Source organism: Streptomyces sp. S063 (genome assembly GCF_002832675.1).
GTDB lineage: Bacteria > Actinomycetota > Actinomycetes > Streptomycetales > Streptomycetaceae > Streptomyces > Streptomyces sindenensis.
In genome coordinates this window covers 3,388,075-3,405,944 of the sequence record NZ_CP021707.1, presented here as the reverse complement: position 1 = coordinate 3,405,944, position 17,870 = coordinate 3,388,075, and the positions used below count along the sequence as shown (strand labels likewise).

At 70.8% G+C, this 17,870-nt stretch carries 16 protein-coding genes and 2 pseudogenes; 8 read left to right on the top strand and 10 right to left on the bottom strand.

Annotation, left to right across the window (positions count from 1 at the left end):
- Nucleotides 1-69: 69 nt before the first annotated feature.
- A complete protein-coding gene (locus CCZ36_RS35720) occupies nucleotides 70-564 on the bottom strand; it encodes a hypothetical protein (RefSeq protein ID WP_237302876.1) in 495 nt (164 codons plus the stop codon).
- On the opposite strand from CCZ36_RS35720, the pseudogene CCZ36_RS15520 reads away from it, so the two are divergent.
- The 4 genes and pseudogenes from CCZ36_RS15520 to CCZ36_RS15505 all read left to right on the top strand — a co-directional run bounded on the left by CCZ36_RS15520 (nucleotide 514) and on the right by CCZ36_RS15505 (nucleotide 5,171).
- Nucleotides 514-2,363 (top strand): annotated as a pseudogene (locus CCZ36_RS15520) (alpha/beta hydrolase). The gene CCZ36_RS35720 and the pseudogene CCZ36_RS15520 overlap by 51 nt on opposite strands.
- Nucleotides 2,360-2,958 (top strand): annotated as a pseudogene (locus CCZ36_RS15515) (hypothetical protein). Before CCZ36_RS15520 ends, CCZ36_RS15515 begins: the two co-directional pseudogenes overlap by 4 nt.
- A gap of 151 nt (nucleotides 2,959-3,109) precedes the next feature.
- Nucleotides 3,110-4,105, top strand: coding sequence for a C40 family peptidase (locus CCZ36_RS15510; protein ID WP_069740160.1), 996 nt, complete (start codon nucleotides 3,110-3,112; stop codon nucleotides 4,103-4,105).
- Nucleotides 4,106-4,439: 334 nt separating this feature from the next.
- The gene (locus CCZ36_RS15505; protein ID WP_069740159.1) at nucleotides 4,440-5,171 is read left to right on the top strand and encodes a phosphatase PAP2 family protein; all 732 of its coding nucleotides are present in this window, start codon (nucleotides 4,440-4,442) and stop codon (nucleotides 5,169-5,171) included.
- 124 nt (nucleotides 5,172-5,295) lie between these two features.
- Here the strand turns inward: CCZ36_RS15505 and CCZ36_RS15500 are convergent, their stop codons facing one another.
- On the bottom strand, nucleotides 5,296-5,556 hold the full coding sequence (locus CCZ36_RS15500) for a hypothetical protein (protein ID WP_069740158.1): 261 nt from the start codon (nucleotides 5,554-5,556) through the stop codon (nucleotides 5,296-5,298).
- A 113-nt stretch (nucleotides 5,557-5,669) separates the two neighbouring features.
- On the opposite strand from CCZ36_RS15500, the gene CCZ36_RS15495 reads away from it, so the two are divergent.
- Both CCZ36_RS15495 and CCZ36_RS15485 read left to right on the top strand, forming a co-directional pair.
- Nucleotides 5,670-6,548 carry a hypothetical protein gene (locus CCZ36_RS15495; RefSeq protein WP_069740157.1) on the top strand — a complete coding sequence of 293 codons (879 nt, stop codon included), beginning with the start codon at nucleotides 5,670-5,672 and terminating at the stop codon, nucleotides 6,546-6,548.
- A gap of 251 nt (nucleotides 6,549-6,799) precedes the next feature.
- Nucleotides 6,800-7,003 (top strand): hypothetical protein, encoded by a 204-nt coding sequence (locus CCZ36_RS15485; protein WP_069740156.1) that lies wholly within the window; start codon nucleotides 6,800-6,802, stop codon nucleotides 7,001-7,003.
- 61 nt (nucleotides 7,004-7,064) lie between these two features.
- On the opposite strand, the gene CCZ36_RS15480 is transcribed toward CCZ36_RS15485, so the two are convergent.
- Nucleotides 7,065-7,475, bottom strand: a complete 411-nt coding sequence (locus CCZ36_RS15480; RefSeq protein ID WP_069740155.1) for a metal-sensitive transcriptional regulator — start codon at nucleotides 7,473-7,475, stop codon at nucleotides 7,065-7,067.
- 187 nt (nucleotides 7,476-7,662) lie between these two features.
- Between CCZ36_RS15480 and CCZ36_RS15475 the strand changes: the two genes are divergently transcribed.
- On the top strand, nucleotides 7,663-8,283 hold the full coding sequence (locus tag CCZ36_RS15475; protein ID WP_069740154.1) for a DUF47 domain-containing protein: 621 nt from the start codon (nucleotides 7,663-7,665) through the stop codon (nucleotides 8,281-8,283).
- A gap of 5 nt (nucleotides 8,284-8,288) precedes the next feature.
- Nucleotides 8,289-9,287 carry an inorganic phosphate transporter gene (locus tag CCZ36_RS15470; protein ID WP_069740153.1) on the top strand — a complete coding sequence of 333 codons (999 nt, stop codon included), beginning with the start codon at nucleotides 8,289-8,291 and terminating at the stop codon, nucleotides 9,285-9,287.
- A gap of 134 nt (nucleotides 9,288-9,421) precedes the next feature.
- Here CCZ36_RS15470 and pstB read toward each other — a convergent pair whose 3' ends face one another.
- The 7 genes from pstB to CCZ36_RS15435 all read right to left on the bottom strand — a co-directional run bounded on the left by pstB (nucleotide 9,422) and on the right by CCZ36_RS15435 (nucleotide 17,561).
- Nucleotides 9,422-10,198 carry a phosphate ABC transporter ATP-binding protein PstB gene (gene pstB, locus CCZ36_RS15465; RefSeq protein WP_069740152.1) on the bottom strand — a complete coding sequence of 259 codons (777 nt, stop codon included), beginning with the start codon at nucleotides 10,196-10,198 and terminating at the stop codon, nucleotides 9,422-9,424.
- 39 nt (nucleotides 10,199-10,237) lie between these two features.
- On the bottom strand, nucleotides 10,238-11,320 hold the full coding sequence (gene pstA, locus CCZ36_RS15460) for a phosphate ABC transporter permease PstA (protein WP_128817887.1): 1,083 nt from the start codon (nucleotides 11,318-11,320) through the stop codon (nucleotides 10,238-10,240).
- Nucleotides 11,317-12,318, bottom strand: coding sequence for a phosphate ABC transporter permease subunit PstC (gene pstC, locus CCZ36_RS15455; RefSeq protein ID WP_128817886.1), 1,002 nt, complete (start codon nucleotides 12,316-12,318; stop codon nucleotides 11,317-11,319). Before pstC ends, pstA begins: the two co-directional genes overlap by 4 nt.
- A gap of 101 nt (nucleotides 12,319-12,419) precedes the next feature.
- On the bottom strand, nucleotides 12,420-13,556 hold the full coding sequence (pstS, locus tag CCZ36_RS15450) for a phosphate ABC transporter substrate-binding protein PstS (RefSeq protein ID WP_069740149.1): 1,137 nt from the start codon (nucleotides 13,554-13,556) through the stop codon (nucleotides 12,420-12,422).
- Nucleotides 13,557-13,754: 198 nt separating this feature from the next.
- Nucleotides 13,755-14,177, bottom strand: a complete 423-nt coding sequence (locus tag CCZ36_RS15445; protein ID WP_128817885.1) for an NUDIX hydrolase — start codon at nucleotides 14,175-14,177, stop codon at nucleotides 13,755-13,757.
- Nucleotides 14,174-15,325, bottom strand: coding sequence for a CHAD domain-containing protein (locus CCZ36_RS15440; protein WP_128817884.1), 1,152 nt, complete (start codon nucleotides 15,323-15,325; stop codon nucleotides 14,174-14,176). Before CCZ36_RS15440 ends, CCZ36_RS15445 begins: the two co-directional genes overlap by 4 nt.
- Nucleotides 15,312-17,561, bottom strand: coding sequence for an RNA degradosome polyphosphate kinase (locus tag CCZ36_RS15435; RefSeq protein WP_069738070.1), 2,250 nt, complete (start codon nucleotides 17,559-17,561; stop codon nucleotides 15,312-15,314). Before CCZ36_RS15435 ends, CCZ36_RS15440 begins: the two co-directional genes overlap by 14 nt.
- Between the last annotated feature and the right edge of the window lie 309 nt (nucleotides 17,562-17,870).

Genomic DNA, 17,870 nt, shown 5'->3' with positions numbered 1-17,870 from the left:
GCCCTGTCGACGGCCTCCTCGGTGGACGCGGTCGACGCGTACCTCCTCGGGCTGCTGCTCTACGCGTCGTTACCCGGGGTCGCCGTCTTCGTGCTGTCGCTGTGCGTCCGTCACGGCGGGGTTCGCGTCTGGTACGGGCTCCTCGCCGTGCTGGCCTGGATCGTCCTCGGTGCCCTTGCCGAGCTCAGCGGCGGGGCCGAGGGCCTGGGCCTCGCGCGGCTGGCCATACCGGTGGCCGCCGTCGTCCTGCTGTGCCGACCGGGTAGCCGCCGGTGGTTCCGCAGCGGCGTGGAGCAACGCGCCGAGCAACGGCTGTTCAGCTTCGCCGGGATGATGAAGCTTCGCCGCGACGGCGGGCAGACCGCGCTGGAGTACCTCGGCCTCGTCCTGGTCGTCGTCGCTCTCGTCGGCGGGCTCATGGCCACGGGGACCGGGCAGCAGCTCACCGCGGAGATCCGCAGCGCGATCTGTGAACTGACCGGCAGTTCGTGCCCGGCGCCGGGGCGCGACGTCGTGGCCGGTGGTGGCAGCACTGGCGGGAGCACCGGGGGCAGCGGCCCTCAAGACGCCCCCGGGGCCGACGCCGAGGGCCCTGGTGCAGTCGGCGAGTCCAGCCTCACCGGTGGTACCGGCAGCACCGGTACCAGGGGTGAGAGCGGCGACACAGGTGACTCAGGTGACACAAGCACCAGCGGTAGCAATGGCGCCACTGGCACCAGTGGTAGCGCTGGCTCCCCTGGCACCAGCGGTAGCACTGGCACTACAGGCACTACTACAGGCACTACAGGCACCACCGGTAGCACCGGCCGCCCCGGCACCCCTGGTGACTCCCACGCCACCGCCGGCGACACCCCACCGCCCCCCTCGGCACCCCCCAAGGCAGCACCCCCTTCCCCCACAGCGACTTCATCGTGCCGGTTGACGCGGGTAGACCCGCAGGTGCCAACGGCGGCGGGTTCGTCGGCGGGTTTCTCGGGGACGGGCTGGGGGGTGATGTCCGCGGGGTCGTCGATGCCGTGCTGCGGCCGGGGGAGACCGGGCGGGGCATCGTCGAGCAGTGGGGGCGTGACACCCGCGGCGCGGAGCAGAAGTGGGCGCGCGGTGACTACATCGGCGCGGCCTGGGACTGGAACAAGGCCGTCGGCGGTGCCGGCGCCGGGCTGGCGATGCCCGGGTCCGGGGCGCGGGTCGATGCCGAGGTGCGGGACGCCGAGCGCGCGCACCTCGGCGAGCGGATCCCGCAGAACGCCACGCCCGCCCAGCGCAAGGCCTGGTGGGACGGGCTCTCGCCGGAGGAGCGGGAGCGGTACATCGAGCTCGTCCCGGAGCGGATCGGCAACCTCGACGGCATCCCCGTCCTCGCCCGGGACGCCGCCAACCGCCGTAACCTTCCGGCGCTCATCGACAAGCTGGAGAAGGTCGACACCGACAAGGCCCGCGACCAGCTGGCCGGGCTGCGCGAGATCGAGCGGCAGTTGAACGAGAACGGGAAGCCGCCCATGTATCTCATCGGGATCGGGGACGAAGGGAATGGGCGAGCCATCGTGTCCTTCGGGAATCCTGATGCCTCGCAGCATGTGTCCGCCTATGTGCCGGGGCTCAACACCTCCCTCGACGAGGAGTTCGCCAAGAACGACCTTGGGCGGGCCCGGGACACTGCGATCGGGGCGCAGGGGTACGACGAGTCCACGGCGTCCATCGTCTGGCTCGGGTACGACGCCCCGCAGCTGCCGGACCAGGACGGGGTGGCCGGCTACTTCGCCGTCATGGGCACCGGGCGTGCCGAGAAGGGCGGGGTGGCGTACCGCGACTTCATGGGCGGGATCTCCGTCACCAACCAGAACAAGGACCCGCATCTGACCGCCATCGGGCACTCCTACGGGTCCCGGACCGTCGGCGCGGCCGCGGCCCGGCCCGGGGGGATTCCCGGGGTCGACGACATCATCCTCGTCGGCAGCCCGGGGGTCGGCGTCGATCACGCCGTGGACCTCGGCGTCGGCAGCGAGCACGTCTTCGTCGGGGCTGCCGCCAACGACCCGGTGACCAAGCTGCCCTCGAAGACCCAGGTCGTGGTGGGCGGGCTCGGGCTGGCCCTGGGCGGTCCCGGCGGGGCGTACATCGCCGGAGATCTGGCCGATCCGGGTGACGACGACCTCTGGTTCGGGAAGGATCCCGCGAGCAAGGCGTTCGGGGCGCGGCGCTTCCCGGTGGCCGACGGTCCGCCCCTCGTCAGCGGGAGCGGCATCAGCCTGGACTCGCACTCGAACTACTTCAGCCCGGAACGCGACGCCGTGTCCGCGGACAGCATCGCCCTGATCGTGTCGGGCAACGCCGACCGGCTCAAGATGGAGGAACCGAAGTGAGGCGAGCGAAGCGGGCCCTGCCCCCCGTCGCGGTGGTCCTGGTCCTGGCCCTCGGGGTTCCGCTGGCCGGGTGCGGGAGCGAGAGCGGTTCGCGGGGGACGGTGTGAGCGCCGGGGAGGAGAGCGGGAAGGAGGAGGGCATGGATATGCAGGAAGCCGCCGAGCGGTCCGACGCCATGCTCGATGCCGTTCTGGAAGGCATCGATCCCGATGTGCAGTGGGCCCATGGGCCGACCACCACCCGGGCCTGCGGGGTGACCCGTCGGCGTACGGTCATGACCGTCGTCTCTCCGGAACGCCGGCAGACCTTCCTCGACCGCGCCGAGACGTTCTGGCGGAAGAACGACTACCGGATCAAGGCGGTCAACAAGGACGAGAAGTTCCCGGCGGTCTACGCGGTCACCCGGAGCGGATTCGGTGTCAGCGTCTCCTTCCGGGGGAAGGGGCAGGCCTTCCTGGAGGCCGACAGTCCCTGTGTGAAGGAGTCGAAGGTCGCCGCCCCCACCTCCGCGCCGAACGGTCCGGCCTACGAGGACGTCTACCCGCTGCCCCGGCCCAACGTCCGTTCCGACTTCTGGTCGGGAGAGGGGGGATGAGGCATCGTCAGCTCTGTGGCCGGTGAGCCGGCGGCGCCCCCGTGTGCTTCGGGTGCGCCGGTGGTGTGCCGCGGATGACTCGTACACACCGTCGAAAACACCTCTGAAGCACGTCCCGATGGGGGATGGTTGAGGGGTGCGGAAATTCTGGGTGTTCGGTGGCATCGGCGTCGGCATGGTCCTGTGCTTCCTGGCGCTGCTCGTCGTCGGTACGTACTCCGCCGCCGCCGGGCTCGCCGGGTCGGGGGGCGGCGGGGCCGTCGCGCTGGCCAAGGGGGCGGTGCCCGCGCGCTTCCAGCCCCTCGTGCAGAAGTGGGGCAACCTCTGTCCCGCCATCAACCCCGCCCTGCTGGCCGCGCAGTTGTACCAGGAGAGCGGCTGGAACCCGAGGGCGCAGAGCCACGCCGCCGCGCAGGGCATCGCCCAGTTCATCCCCGGCACCTGGGCCACGCACGGGATCGACGGCAACGGCGACGGCAAGCGGGACGTGTGGGACCCCGCCGACGCGATCCCCTCGGCCGCTTCCTACGACTGCGAGCTCGCCGGGTACGTGAAGAAGGTGCCGGGCGATCCGACGAGCAACATGCTCGCCGCGTACAACGCCGGTGCCTACGCGGTGATCAAGTACGGCGGTGTGCCTCCTTATAAAGAGACGCAGAACTACGTCAAGATCATTCGGTCCCTGGAGAAGAGCTTCGCCCGTCCCGTCGGCCGGGTCGCGCCCTCCCGGCAGGCCGCCGGGGCCATCTACTTCGCGCAGAAGAAGCTCGGCACGCCCTATCTGTGGGGCGGCAACGGGACGCCCGAGCAGCAGGGGCGGTTCGACTGTTCCGGGCTGACCCAGGCCGCGTACCGGACTGTCGGGATCGAGCTGCCGCGCGTTGCCAACGACCAGTACAACGCCGGGCCGCATCCCTCGCGGGACGAGCTGCTCCCGGGGGATCTGGTGTTCTTCTCCGACGACCTCACCAATTCGCGGGCCATCCGGCACGTCGGGCTGTACGTCGGGGGCGGCTATATGATCAATGCGCCGTTCACCGGGGCGGTCATCCGGTTCGACAAGATCGACACACCGGACTACTTCGGTGCGACCCGGGTCACCAAGGACGGTGCCGCCGCCCTTCCGACCGACCTGCCCACGGGGTGACGTACGTCTCGCGCGGGCTTCCGGAGCGGCGAAGGGTGCTGACGGGCAGTCGGCCCCGGCGGGAACTCTCCGTGAAGCCTGGGCCCTGAGCTGCGACGACGAGTCACTCTTCGATAACGTCATAGTGATCATTCGGTGGAGAACGGAACGCACGCGACGCCCGGGCCGTTCCCTGGACAGGGAACGGAACGCCACGCGCCCTGACCATGCGTCGCAGTGACGCTGTGCGGTGCAGTGCGGTGACGGATCGCACCGGATACGGGGGTTCGACCAGGGCGGCGCGCAAGGACGCGCGTCGCAGCAGAGAAGCAGACAAGGCAAGGGGCCGCAGCAGATGGCTGGACTCGAACTCGACGGGTCGAACCCGGACGTCAGTCTGCTCTACGACATCAACGGCCTCGCGAAGGCCGCTCCGACCTGGTTCGACCGGGTCATGGAGTACGTCGGCGAGTACGGGATCATGTTCGGTCTCGTCCTGGTGGGCCTGTGGTGCTGGTGGAGCATGCGGGGGCGCGGGACGGCCGAGGACGCCGTGACGTCCGCCGCCGCCATCGTCTGGGCGCCGCTCGCCGCCGCCATCGCGATCCTCATCAACATCCCCATCCGCGGCTTCGTCGAACGGCCGCGCCCCTTCAACGACCACGACGGCCTTGAGGTCCTGATCCACGGCAAGACGGACTTCTCGTTCGTCAGCGACCACTCCACCCTGGCCATGGGCATCGCCGTCGGCATCTTCGTGGCGAACCGGAAGTTCGGCTTCTACGCGATCGGCCTCGCGCTCTTCGCCGGGTTCAGCCGGGTCTACATGGGCGTCCACTATCCGACCGACGTGATCGGCGGCTTCGCCCTCGGTACGGCCGTCACTCTGCTGCTGGCCCCGCTCGCCATGGCGCTGCTGACCCCGCTGATGGCGGCGGTCGCCCGCTCGCCGCGGGTCGGCTGGTTCGTCCGGTCGAAGAGCGCGGCCGTCGCGTACGCGGACGAGCGCGGCGAGGCGGTCGGCATCCCCGAGCCGCGGCCCGGGTCCCGGCGGGGCGACCCGGGCGAGAAGGACCTGGCCGCCTGACCCTTCCGGGGTCCCTGCCTCCGCCTCCCGCTCCCCTCGTTCCCCCAGGTGCTTTCCGCGCCTGGGGGTTCGTGCTGTACGGGCCCGGGTGCGGCGCAGCCTTACGGCGGACCCGCGCGGTGGATCAGGGGGCGGCGAGGTGTTCGGCGGCGTCCGTGCGGGCCCGGTCCCGGGATCTGCGTGCCGGGCCCGACCAGCCGCAGCTGCAGCGGGCCAGGCAGAACGAGCCTCGTTCGATCGTCGTGGCGCTGTGCCCGGCGGGCGAGCCCGGAGGGGGAGGCTCCGGCAGCGACGCGGACAGCGGTTCCGAGAGGGCGGGGGCGGTCCGGACGGGGGTGCGCGGCGCGGCGGTGGTGCTGGCCGCGGCGGGGGAATCCTCATGCACCCGTCCACGGTACTGGCCCCGGAGCCCCCGTGGCGTGACGGGGGACGGCGGCGGTCGTTATGCGGAGCGGGTCAGGGCTCGGCCGGGCGGCAGTCGTTGGGGGTTGGCAGGCGATGGTGGTGCAGCAGTACAGGGACGGAGGCCGGGCCCGTGCTGTCCGCGCCCTCACCGCGGTCGGGGTGCTCGCGGTCACCGCCGGGTGTTTCGGCGGGGACGGCGGCGGTGCCGCCGACGGCTCCGGGCAGCGCTCCGTGGCCGCCGACCGGCCGCTCGACCGGCTCGGGCAGGCGGCGGACGTCCTCGTCGAGGCAGGCGGTGCGGAGACCCGTACGTCGATGGAGACGGCAGCCGGCGGTACGCGGGTGACGATCCGGGGACAGGGGACGTACGACTTCCGCAGACAGATGGGACGGCTGCGGGTGGTGCTCCCCAAGGACGCCGCGGGCAAGGACGCCGCCGGTGCGGGCGACCACCGGCCGATCACCGAGCTGCTGGCCCCCGGGGCGCTGTACATGAAGAATCGCGGCGCCGGGGTGCCCGACGGCAAGTGGGTCAGGATCGACACCACCGGGCTGAAGGACGGCAACCTCGTCTCCGGCGGGGTCACCGACCCGATGGCGGCGGCCGAACTGCTGCGCGGCGCGGCCGATGTGACGTACGCGGGGAAGACGGAGCTGGCCGGGGTGACGGTGCATCACTACCGGGGCGTCGCCGACCTGGGCCGGGCCGCGCGGGCCGCTTCGCCGCAGTCGCGCGGGGCGCTGAGTGCGGCGGCGAAAGGGTTCCGCAAGGACGCCGTGCCCTTCGACGCCTACCTCGACGAGGACGGCCGGCTGCGGAAGGTCCGGCACCGCTTCACCTTTTCCTCCGACGCCCGGGGCCCGGAGGTGTCGGTGGTCTCGACGCTGCTGCTGTACGGGTTCGGGCTGCCGGTCACGGTGACGCTGCCGGACGAGGACGCGATCTACACCGGCGAGATCCGGCAGGGCTGAGGGGGTGCCGGCCGAAGGGGACGAAGGTGCCGGGCGAGGCGGGGGTGCCAGGCCAGGCGGGGGTGCCGGGCGAGGCGGGGGCGCCGGGCGGGGCGGGGAGGCTCGGGTACCGGGACGGGCCGGGGGTGGGGCCGGTTGGGAGGGGGCTCAAAATGGTCCGTCCGTGCCATGCGCGGCACGTATCGCGCTCCCTAGGCTGGGATGTCGGTGTTGCCAGAGGCCGGGTACGGCCGGGAGGACGGCAGAGAGAGGTGACGCACGTGGTGACGCTCAGCGCTCCGAACGCTCAGGACTGTGTGGCCCTCGCCGAGATCGAGCTGTGCGGCGAGCTGATGATCGCCGCGTCGGCCGCGGGCGAGGAGCGCCTCAGTCCCGACCGTATCGACGAAGTGCTCGACGTCCGGGGCGCGGAGTCCTGGGCGACGGTCCCCCGGCAGGCCGCCCGTCGACGGTGACGCCCGCCGAGGGGGAGGCCCGTACCCGTCCCGCCGCCGGAACCTCCCGCGCGGTCGCGCGTCATGTACGGAGCAGCCGGGCGATCGCCTTCGTGGCCTCCTCGACCTTCGCGTCGATCTCCTCGCCGCCCTTGACCGCCGCGTCGGCCACGCAGTGGCGCAGGTGCTCCTCCAGCAGCTGGAGGGCGAAGGACTGCAGCGCCTTGGTGGAGGCCGACACCTGCGTGAGTATGTCGATGCAGTAGACGTCCTCGTCGACCATGCGCTGCAGGCCGCGGATCTGGCCCTCGATCCGGCGCAGGCGTTTGAGGTGCTCGTCCTTCTGGTGGTGGTAGCCGTGGATGCCGCGGTCGTGGTCCGTGACGATGTCCACAGGTGCGGTCGCCCCCGTGTCCGGAGCCGCCACGTCAGCCGTGCCGGCCGCTTCCGTCCCCGTGGTTCCGGCCTCGGCCCCGGTCCCGGTCGTGGTCATCTGCGTCCTCCCGTTGTCCTGATATACCCCTGCCGGGTATATCGTAACGAATCCTGCCCAAACGTGACCGGGGGTCCGTGTTGATCGCCCTGTCCGATGGGCGACACTGAAGAACGCCGGTTAGCCGTGGCCGGATGATGCGCCTAGCATCAGCCTGACCGAATCCAGAGCATCCCGAGGACCCCACGTGCGCTTTCGTCTGACCCCCAGGGAGACGAGCTTCTACGACATGTTCTCCGCCTCCGCGGACAACATTGTCACGGGCTCGAAACTCCTGATGGAACTGCTCGGGGCGGATTCTGCCTCCCGAGTCGAGATCGCGGAGCGTATGCGGGCAGCGGAGCACGCGGGGGACGACGCGACCCACGCGATCTTCCACCAGCTGAACTCCTCCTTCATCACGCCGTTCGACCGTGAGGACATCTACAAACTGGCGTCCTCGCTCGACGACATCATGGACTTCATGGAGGAGGCCGTCGACCTGGTCGTCCTCTACCAGGTCCAGGAGCTCCCCAAGGGTGTCGAGCAGCAGATCGAGGTGCTGGCCCGGGCGGCGGAGCTGACCGCCGAGGCCATGCCGGGGCTGCGGACGATGGACAACCTCACGGAGTACTGGATCGAGGTCAACCGGCTGGAGAACCAGGCCGACCAGATCCACCGCAAGCTGCTGGCCCACCTCTTCAACGGCAAGTACGACGCCATGGAGGTGCTGAAGCTCAAGCAGATCGTGGATGTGCTGGAAGAGGCGGCTGACGCGTTCGAGCACGTCGCGAACACCGTGGAGACCATCGCGGTCAAGGAGTCCTGAACCTCGTGGACACCTTTGCGCTGATCGTGACCATCGGTGTCGCGCTCGGCTTCACGTATACGAACGGCTTCCACGACTCCGCGAACGCCATCGCCACCTCGGTCTCCACCCGGGCGCTGACCCCGCGTGCGGCTCTGGCGATGGCGGCGGTGATGAACCTGGCCGGCGCCTTCCTGGGCCAGGGGGTCGCCAAGACCGTCAGCGAGGGCCTGATCGCCACGCCCGTCGGGCAGAAGGGGATGGGGATCCTGTTCGCGGCGCTCGTCGGCGCGATCATCTGGAACCTGATCACCTGGTACTACGGCCTCCCCTCCTCGTCCTCGCATGCCCTGTTCGGCGGCATGGTCGGGGCGGCGCTGGCCGGTGGCACGGACGTCATCTGGTCCGGTGTGCTGGAGAAGATCGTCATCCCGATGTTCATCTCGCCGTTCGTCGGCCTGATCGTCGGCTATCTGGTGATGGTCGGCATCATGTGGATCTTCCGCAACGCCAACCCGCACAAGGCCAAGCGCGGCTTCCGGATCGCGCAGACGGTCTCGGCGGCGGGCATGGCGCTCGGCCACGGCCTCCAGGACGCGCAGAAGACGATGGGCATCGTGGTGATGGCCCTGGTCATCGCCGACATCGAGGGCCCGAACGACGAGATCCCCATCTGGGTCAAGATCGCCTGTGCCGTGATGCTCTCGCTGGGTACGTACGCGGGCGGCTGGCGCATCATGCGTACCCTCGGCCGCAAGATCATTGAGCTGGACCCGCCGCAGGGCTTCGCGGCGGAGACCACCGGCGCCTCGATCATGTTCGGTTCGGCGTTCCTCTTCCACGCGCCGATCTCGACCACTCACGTCATCACCTCCGCGATCATGGGCGTCGGCGCCACCAAGCGGGTCAACGCCGTGCGCTGGGGCGTCGCGAAGAACATCATCCTGGGCTGGTTCATCACCATGCCCGCCGCGGCCCTGGTCGCGGCGCTGAGCTACGGGGCCGTCCTGCTGCTCTTCGGCTGAGGGAGTGGAACCCCCGCCGTTGACACGTGTGGGTCCGCCCCCGTACTCGTACGAGTACGGGGGCGGACCCTTTCGCCTTGTGGTGGCACCGCCATGCAGCACCGCAAGGCCGTATCGGGGCGACGGCGTACGGCTCAGCCGAAGCGGCCGGAGATGTAGTCCTCCGTGGCCTGGACCGACGGGTTGGAGAAGATCCGCTCGGTCTCGTCGATCTCGATGAGCCGGCCGGGCTTGCCGACCGCCGCGAGATTGAAGAACGCGGTGCGGTCCGAGACGCGGGCCGCCTGCTGCATGTTGTGCGTCACGATGACGATCGTGAATTGTTCCTTCAGCTCGCCGATCAGGTCCTCGATGGCGAGGGTGGAGATCGGGTCGAGCGCCGAGCACGGCTCGTCCATCAGCAGGACCTGCGGCTCGACCGCGATGGCGCGGGCGATGCACAGACGCTGCTGCTGGCCGCCGGAGAGCCCGGAGCCGGGCTTGTTGAGCCGGTCCTTGACCTCGTTCCAGAGGTTCGCGCCGCGCAGGGACTTCTCGACGACGTCGTTCAGCTCGCTCTTGCGGTAGCTGCCGTTCAGCCGCAGGCCCGCCGCCACGTTGTCGAAGATCGACATGGTGGGGAAGGGGTTGGGGCGCTGGAAGACCATGCCGACCGTGCGGCGCACGGTGACCGGGTCGACGTTGGAGGCGTAGAGGTTCTCGTCGTCCAGCAGCACCTTGCCCTCGACGCGGCCGCCGGGGGTGACCTCGTGCATCCGGTTCAGGGTGCGCAGGAAGGTGGACTTGCCGCAGCCGGACGGGCCGATGAAGGCCGTCACGGAGCGGGGCTCCACGGTCATCGAGATGTCCTCGATGGCCTTGTGGCTGCCGTAGTAGGCGGTGAGGCCGCTGATGTCGATGCGCTTGGCCATGGGAATCACTGCTTCTTTCGGAGGTCGCTGATGGCCGCGTCAGCGACCGGTCTTCGGGGCCTTCCAGCGGGCGATGCCGCGGGCCACGAGGTTGAGGATCATGACGAAGGCGATCAGCACCAGGGCCGCCGCCCAGGCGCGGTCGTAGGACGCGGCCTCGCCGATCTTGTACTGCTCGTAGATGTAGAACGGCAGCGAGGACTGGGCGCCTTCGAAGGGGTTCGCGTTGATCAGCTGGCTGCCGAAGACCAGCAGGATGATCGGGGCCGTCTCACCGGCGATACGGGCGATGGCGAGCATGACGCCCGTGGTGATGCCGCCGATCGCGGTCGGCAGGACCACCTTGAGGATGGTGCGCCACTTCGGGATGCCGAGGGCGAGGGAGGCCTCGCGCAGCTCGTTGGGGACGAGCTTGAGCATCTCCTCGGTGGAGCGGACCACGACGGGGATCATCAGGATCGTCAGGGCGAGCGCGCCCATCAGGCCGGAGGGCTCCAGGTTGGCGATCAGCATGATCGACAGGATGAAGAGACCGGCCACGATGGACGGGATGCCCGTCATCACGTCGACGAAGAAGGTGACGGCCTTGGCCAGCGAGCCCTTGCCGTACTCGACGAGGTACACGGCGGTCAGCAGGCCGAGCGGGGCGGAGATCACCGTGGCGATGCCGACCTGCTCCAGGGTGCCGATCAGCGCGTGGTAGACGCCGCCGCTGGCCTCGGAGCCGAGCACGCCGGCCATCGAGTGGGTGAGGAAGTAGCCGTCGAGGCGTTCGGCGCCGCGGACGATCGTGGTCCAGAGCAGCGAGGCGAGCGGGACGACGGCGACCAGGAAGCAGACCCACATCACGCTGGTGGCGAGGCGGTCCCTGGCCTGGCGCTGGTTCTCGACGACCGTCGTGGCGACGTAGGAGACGGCCAGGAAGAACAGGGCCGAGATCAGGCCCCACTGGATGCGGCTCTCCCAGCCGGCGGCCAGCGAGAGGCCGACGCCGAGCGCGACGGAGACGACGGCGAAGCCGAGCGGCGCGAGGCGGGGCAGGGAGCGGCTGCCGAGGCTGCTGCTGGGGGAGGGCGAGGCGGGCGACGGGCGTTCCATGACGCCGGTGGGTGCGTGGCTCATGCGTTGGCCCCCGAGTACTCCTTGCGGCGGGCGATGATGAGCCGGGCCGCGCCGTTGACCAGCAGGGTGAGGACGAAGAGGACGAGGCCGGAGGCGATCAGGGCGTCCCGCCCGAACGCGTCGGCCTCGCCGAACTTGGCCGCGATGTTCTGGGCGAACGTGCCGCCGCCCGGGTTGAGCAGGTGCAGCGAGATGAGGAAGCTCGGGGAGAGGACCGTGGCGACGGCCATCGTCTCACCGAGCGCGCGGCCGAGGCCCAGCATCGAGGCGGAGATGATGCCGGAGCGGCCGAAGGGCAGCACGGAGAGGCGGATGACCTCCCAGCGGGTGGCGCCGAGCGCGAGCGCGGCCTCCTCGTTCATCTTCGGGACCTGGAGGAAGACCTCGCGGCTGACGCTGGTCACGATCGGCAGGATCATGATCGCGAGGAGGATGCCGACGGTGAAGAGCGAGCGGGCGACGCCGACCTCGGTCTTCTCGAAGATGTACGTCCAGCCGAAGAACTGGTCGAGCCAGAGGTTCAGGCCCTCCAGGTACGGCACGAGGACGAGGGCGCCCCAGATGCCGTAGACGATGCTGGGCACGGCGGCGAGCAGGTCGACCACGTACGCGATCGGGGCGGCCAGCTTGCGCGGCGCGTAGTGCGAGATGAACAGGGCGATGCCGACAGCGATCGGAACCGCGATGAGCATCGCGATGATCGAGCTGACGACCGTGCCGAAGAGCAGGACCGCGATGCCGAAGACCGGGGGGTCGCCGGCCGGGTTCCAGTCGAAGGTGGTGAGGAAGTTGCCCTCGTTCTTCGAGATGGCGATCACGGAGCGGTACGTGAGGAACACGGCGATCGACGCCATGATCACGAGCAGCAGGATGCCCGAGCCGCGGGAGAGGCCCAGGAAGATCTTGTCGCCCGCGCGCCCGGTGGACTTGGGGAGGCCCGGCCGTTCCGGCGGGGCCGGCGGGGCCGGCGGCATGTCTATGCGAGTGGTGGAAGCCATGGTCTTTCCGGTCTGTGTGGGGGAGCCGTGGCTCCCCTGGCGGCGGTGCACCGGATGGTCGGAGCGGCCGGGTCCGCGAGGGGCCCGGCCGCCTCGGGGTGTTACGAGAGGGAGCCGATGGTCTCGCGGACCTTGGCGTTGATCTCGGCCGGGATCGGGGCGTAGCCGGCGTCGGTCAGGATCTTCTGGCCGTCGTCGGAGGCGGCGTAGGAGAGGAAGGACTTGACGGTGTCGAGCGTCTCGGGCTTGTTGCCGCTGTCGCAGACGACCTCGTACGTCACGAGGACCAGCGGGTAGGCGCCCTCGGCCTTGGTGGTGTAGTCGAGGTCGAGCGCCAGGTCCTTGCCGGTGCCCTTGATCTTGGCGGCGGCGATGGCCTTGGAGGCGTTCTCCGAGGTGGCCTGGACCGGGGTGGAGCCGCCGGTGTTGATGTCCACGGTCGGGATGGACTGGGACTTGGCGTAGGAGAGCTCGAAGTAGCCGATCGCGCCGTCGACCTGCTTCACCTGGGCGGCGACGCCGGAGGAGCCGGACGCGGCCTGGCCACCGGGGGCCGGCCACTTCTTCTCGGCCTCGTACTTCCAGTCGTCCGGAGCGGCGGCACCGAGGTACTTGCCGAGGTTCTGCGTGGTGCCGGAGTCCTCGGAGCGGTGGAAGGCCTGGATGGCCTTGTCCGGCAGGTCGACGCCGTCGTTCAGCTTGGCGATCGCCGGGTCGTTCCACTTCTTGATCTTGCTGTCGAAGATCTTGGCGAGGGTCGGGGCGTCCAGCGTGAGCTTGTCGACACCCTCCAGCTTGAAGCCGATCGCGACCGGGCCGCCGACCATCGGCAGGTTGATGCCCTGGCCGGTCTTGCACATCTTCTTGGAGTCGGCGACCTCTTCGGGCTTCAGCGCCGAGTCGGAGCCGGCGAAGCCGACGGTGCCCTGGTTGAAGGCGACGATGCCCTCGCCGGAGGAGGACGAGTTGTAGTTGATCTCCACACCGGAGCAGGCGGCCATGTAGTTCTTGACCCAGAGGTCCATGGCGTTCTTCTGAGCGCTGGAGCCGGAAGCGCGCAGCTGACCCTTGGCCTTGCCGCAGTCGACGTTCGACGCGGCGGTCGTCTTCTCGCCGGCGCCGGCCGTGCCGCCGCCCGTGTTGTCGTCCGAACCGCACGCCGTGAGGACCAGGGCGCCGGAGACGGCGAGGGCACCGAGCGCGGTGGCACGAAGCCGGTTCTTGCGCTGAAGCTTCACTTTCGGGTGTTCCTTCCAGGAGCCGCCGTGGTCGTTTCGTTCTACGACGGCGTGCGATGAGGAGGGGTGCTGTGGCTTGCCGCCGCGCACCTTGTACGTCCGAAATTAGGCAGAACAGGTGAAGCCGTCGACGGGGGAGAGTGAACGGCAGGTGAACCGTGTCGGGCAGGCGGGTGCGGGGCCGGTCCGAAGCGGTGGTCAGGACGTGGAGAGGACGTCCAGGAACGCGGTCAGCTGCCGGACGTCACGGGGCTGGGTGAGCAGGGCGCGGGCGGGGTCGGGGGCCAGCCACAGGACACGGTCCACCTCGTCGTTGGCGGTGAACGAGCCGCCGGTCGCCTCGGCCGCCCAGTACGCGACCTCCTTGGGCCGGCCGTCCACCGGATAGCGGGAGGCCGGCAGCGGCTCGCCGAGGGCACAGTGGTGGCCGGTCTCTTCCAGCACTTCCCGTACGGCGGCGGCGCGCGGGTCCTCGCCGCGCTTCAGCTTGCCCTTGGGGAAGGACCAGTCGTCATAGCGGGGGCGGTGGACGAGGCAGACCTCCACGCCGCCGCCCGGGACGCGCCGCCACAGCACGCATCCCGCGGCGCGGATCACGAGGTCGCGCGAGCCGCCGCTCATGACGCCGTCAGCGCCGTGGCGTACGGCCAGGCCTCGCGGAACACCGCCCGCGCCGCCTCCACCTCGTGGCGCTGGTCCGCGTGGAGCACGCCCAGCGCGTACGCCGTGGCCGGGGCGATCCGAGGGGTGCGGGCAGCCGCGGCCGCCGCCGCGGCCGCCTCCACCGCGTCCCGGTGCAGATCGAGGGCGTGCCCGCAGGAGGCGAGGGCCGGCGCGGCGGCGCCGAGGACGACCTCGTGGGCGTACCGGTGGAGCCGCAGCAGCAGACGGGCCTGGTGCCAGGCGGCGTCCTGCGCCTCGTTGTACGGCTCGGAGTCGGCGGGCGGGAGGGCGGCCACGGCGGCGAGGAGGCGTTGCTCGGCGCGCTCGGCGGGCTCCAGCAGGGCCTCGGCGGTCCGGCCCGTGGCGCCGGGGGCCAGCGGTACGTCGGAGGCCAGGAGCGCGACGGCGTCGGCGACCGCGTGGAACCGGGAGGAGCCGAGCGCCTGGAGGGCCGCGGAGTGCGACCGGGTCCGGGCGAGGGTGAGGCGGCGTTCCAGCAGCGCCCCGGCCCGCGCGGCCCCGACCCCGAGGGCGGCGCGGCCCTGGGCGTCGGACGCGGCGGCTTGCCCGCCGGCGGATCTGGCCCCCCGGGCGGCGGGCAGGGCGGGGCCGGAGAGCTGGTGCAGGGCCTCGACGAGCCGGGTGAGCCGGTTGGCGTAGGCGTGTTCGCGGGCGAGTACGCCGGAGAGCCAGGCCAGCTCGGCGCGGAGCTGGTCGGCCCAGTGCGGGTCGAGGGCGGCCCGGAAGGTGTGCAGGGAGCCGCTGATCCGGCGGGCCGCGCGGCGCAGGGCGCGGGTGGCGGCCGCGGCGTCGTGGCCGCCGGATTCGGCGGGGGCGCTGTGCTCGTGGTGCAGACGCAGGCTGCGCAGGAAGTCGGCGGCCTGCCCCCGGAGGTAGGGCGCGAGGACCGCCTCCGTGGTCAGGTCCCCGGCGCAGTGGCCCTCCGCGGCGCGGGCCGCGGTGAGGCGGCCCCGCTCGTCGGCCTTGTCCGGCGGAGTGCCCGGCGACGCGTCGGCGCCGGTCCCGGCCGCCGGTGTCTCGGCGCCTGCCCCCGGGGCGGGATCCGTCGTGGACCGGGTCGTCGTCTGCTGGTCAGGGCGTCGCACGCCTGCGCCTCCGGGCGTCGATGAGCATTTCCTGGACGTGCCGCAACGGCTGGCCGTCCGCGTCCGTGGCGTGCCGGGTCCAGTCCCCGTCGGGGCCCAGGTGCCAGGAGGAGGTGGTGTCGGCCATACCGGTCTCCAGGAGTCGGCTGAGTGCGGCGCGGTGGGCGGGGTCGGTGACCCGGACCAGAGCTTCGATCCGGCGGTCGAGGTTGCGGTGCATCATGTCGGCGCTGCCGAACCACACCTCGGGCTCGCCGCCGTTGCCGAAGGCGAAGATCCGGGAGTGTTCGAGGAAGCGGCCGAGTACGGAGCGGACCCGGATGTTCTCGGAGAGCCCGGCGACCCCGGGGCGGATCGCGCAGATCCCACGCACCCAGATGTCGACGGGGACGCCCGCCTGGGCGGCCCGGTAGCAGGCGTCGATGATCGCTTCGTCGACCATCGAGTTGACCTTGAACCGGACGTAGGCGGGGCGGCCCGACCGGTGGTGGGCGATCTCCTTGTTGATGCGGGCGATCAGCCCGTCCCGCAGCGACTTCGGGGCGACCAGGAGGCGGCGGTAGGTCTCGCGGCGGGAGTAGCCGGAGAGCCGGTTGAACAGGTCGGAGAGGTCCGCCCCGACCTGTGGGTCCGCCGTGAGCAGACCGAGGTCCTCGTACAGCCGGGCCGTCTTGGGGTGGTAGTTGCCGGTGCCGACGTGGGAGTACCGGCGCAGGGTGTCGCCCTCCTGGCGGACGACGAGCGAGAGCTTGCAGTGGGTCTTCAGCCCGACGAGCCCGTAGACGACGTGGCAGCCCGCCTCCTCCAGCTTGCGGGCCCACTTGATGTTGGCCTGCTCGTCGAAGCGGGCCTTGATCTCGACGAGGACGAGGACCTGTTTGCCGGACTCGGCCGCGTCGATGAGGGCGTCGACTATCGGGGAGTCGCCGGAGGTCCGGTACAGCGTCTGCTTGATGGCCAGCACGTCCGGGTCGCCCGCCGCCTGCTCCAGGAACGCCTGGACGGAGGTGGAGAACGAGTCGTACGGGTGGTGGAGCAGCACATCCCGTTCGCGCAGGGCGGCGAAGATGTCGGGCGCGGACGCGGACTCCACCTCGGCCAGGTCCCGGTGGGTGCCCGCGATGAACTTCGGGAACTTCAGCTCCGGCCGGTCCAGCGACGCGATCGCGAACAGCCCGGTCAGGTCGAGCGGCCCGGGCAGCGGGTAGACCTCCGCCTCGGACACCTTCAGCTCGCGGACCAGCAGGTCCAGCACGTACGGGTCGATGGACTCCTCGACCTCCAGCCGGACCGGCGGGCCGAAGCGGCGGCGCATGAGCTCCTTCTCCAGTGCCTGGAGCAGGTTCTCCGCGTCGTCCTCCTCGACCTCCAGGTCCTCGTTCCTGGTGACCCGGAACATGTGGTGCGCCAGCACCTCCATCCCCGGGAACAGCTCCTCCAGGTGCGCCGCGATGACGTCCTCGATCGGGACGTACCGCTGGGGCGACGCCTCCAGGAAGCGGGTCAGCAGCGGCGGGACCTTGACCCGGGCGAAGTGGCGGTGGCCGCTGACCGGGTTGCGGACGACGACGGCGAGGTTGAGGGAGAGCCCGGAGATGTACGGGAAGGGGTGCGCGGGGTCGACGGCCAGCGGGGTCAGGACGGGGAAGACACGCTGCCGGAAGAAGGTGAACAGGCGGGCCTGCTCCTTCTCGGTCAGGTCCGGCCAGCGGATCAGCTGGATGCCCTCGTCGGACAGGTCCGGGGCGATGTCCTGCTGGAAGCAGGCGGCGTGCCGGGCCATGAGCTCGCGCGAGCGGGTCCAGATCAGGTCCAGGACCTCGCGGGGCTGGAGGCCGGAGGCGGAGCGGGTGGCGACGCCGGTGGCGATGCGGCGCTTGAGGCCGGCCACCCGGACCATGAAGAACTCGTCGAGGTTCGAGGCGAAGATGGCGAGGAAGTTGGCCCGCTCCAGGATGGGCGTGGCCGGGTCCTCGGCCAGCTCCAGGACCCGTTCGTTGAACGCGAGCCAGCTGCGTTCGCGGTCCAGGAAACGCCCCTGGGGCAGCTCGTCGCCGTCCCGGTCGGGCTCGTAGGCGTCCGCGTCGGCGTCGAGATCGGGATCCAGGTCGGCGGCGGTGGAGAAGCCGACCCCGTTGGACGCCGGGGTGGCGTGCGGCCGGTGCGCGGCGAGCGAGCCGACCGACGGCTGGGCGGCGGGCTGGACGGGGACCTCGGAGCTGGGCTGCTGGCTCATGGGCCCATTGTTCCGCGTGGAGGGCCCCGCGGGCGCGTCGGAGCCGGGAAAGATCGCGGAAGGCCCGGGAAACCCTGGGTCACGGGCTCTCCCGTTGCGGCGGGGGGCGGGCACAGCTGGCTGCATCCCGTGAGGGTCGCAAGGGCGTCTGAATGGCCGGTAACGACGACATGACGTACAGGAAGCGGTGTGCCTGCGGGTGGGCCGCGCCGGACCCTCACGGTCACTGTACGTGTTCGTCGCCGCGGACCGCCCGCCGGCCCGGTGTACGTCTTCGTCGTCCGGGCCCACCCCTCGTGGGGCCCGGAC

Bases quoted from the DNA above. Each gene is read 5' to 3' on its own strand.
- CCZ36_RS15505 (WP_069740159.1), top strand. From the start codon at position 4,440: ATGGCTGGACTCGAACTCGACGGGTCGAACCCGGACGTCAGTCTGCTC.
- CCZ36_RS15495 (WP_069740157.1), top strand. From the start codon at position 5,670: ATGGTGGTGCAGCAGTACAGGGACGGAGGCCGGGCCCGTGCTGTCCGC.
- CCZ36_RS15445 (WP_128817885.1), bottom strand. From the start codon at position 14,177: ATGAGCGGCGGCTCGCGCGACCTCGTGATCCGCGCCGCGGGATGCGTG.
- CCZ36_RS15480 (WP_069740155.1), bottom strand. From the start codon at position 7,475: ATGACCACGACCGGGACCGGGGCCGAGGCCGGAACCACGGGGACGGAA.
- pstC (WP_128817886.1), bottom strand. From the start codon at position 12,318: ATGGCTTCCACCACTCGCATAGACATGCCGCCGGCCCCGCCGGCCCCG.
- pstA (WP_128817887.1), bottom strand. From the start codon at position 11,320: ATGAGCCACGCACCCACCGGCGTCATGGAACGCCCGTCGCCCGCCTCG.
- pstB (WP_069740152.1), bottom strand. From the start codon at position 10,198: ATGGCCAAGCGCATCGACATCAGCGGCCTCACCGCCTACTACGGCAGC.
- CCZ36_RS15435 (WP_069738070.1), bottom strand. From the start codon at position 17,561: ATGAGCCAGCAGCCCAGCTCCGAGGTCCCCGTCCAGCCCGCCGCCCAG.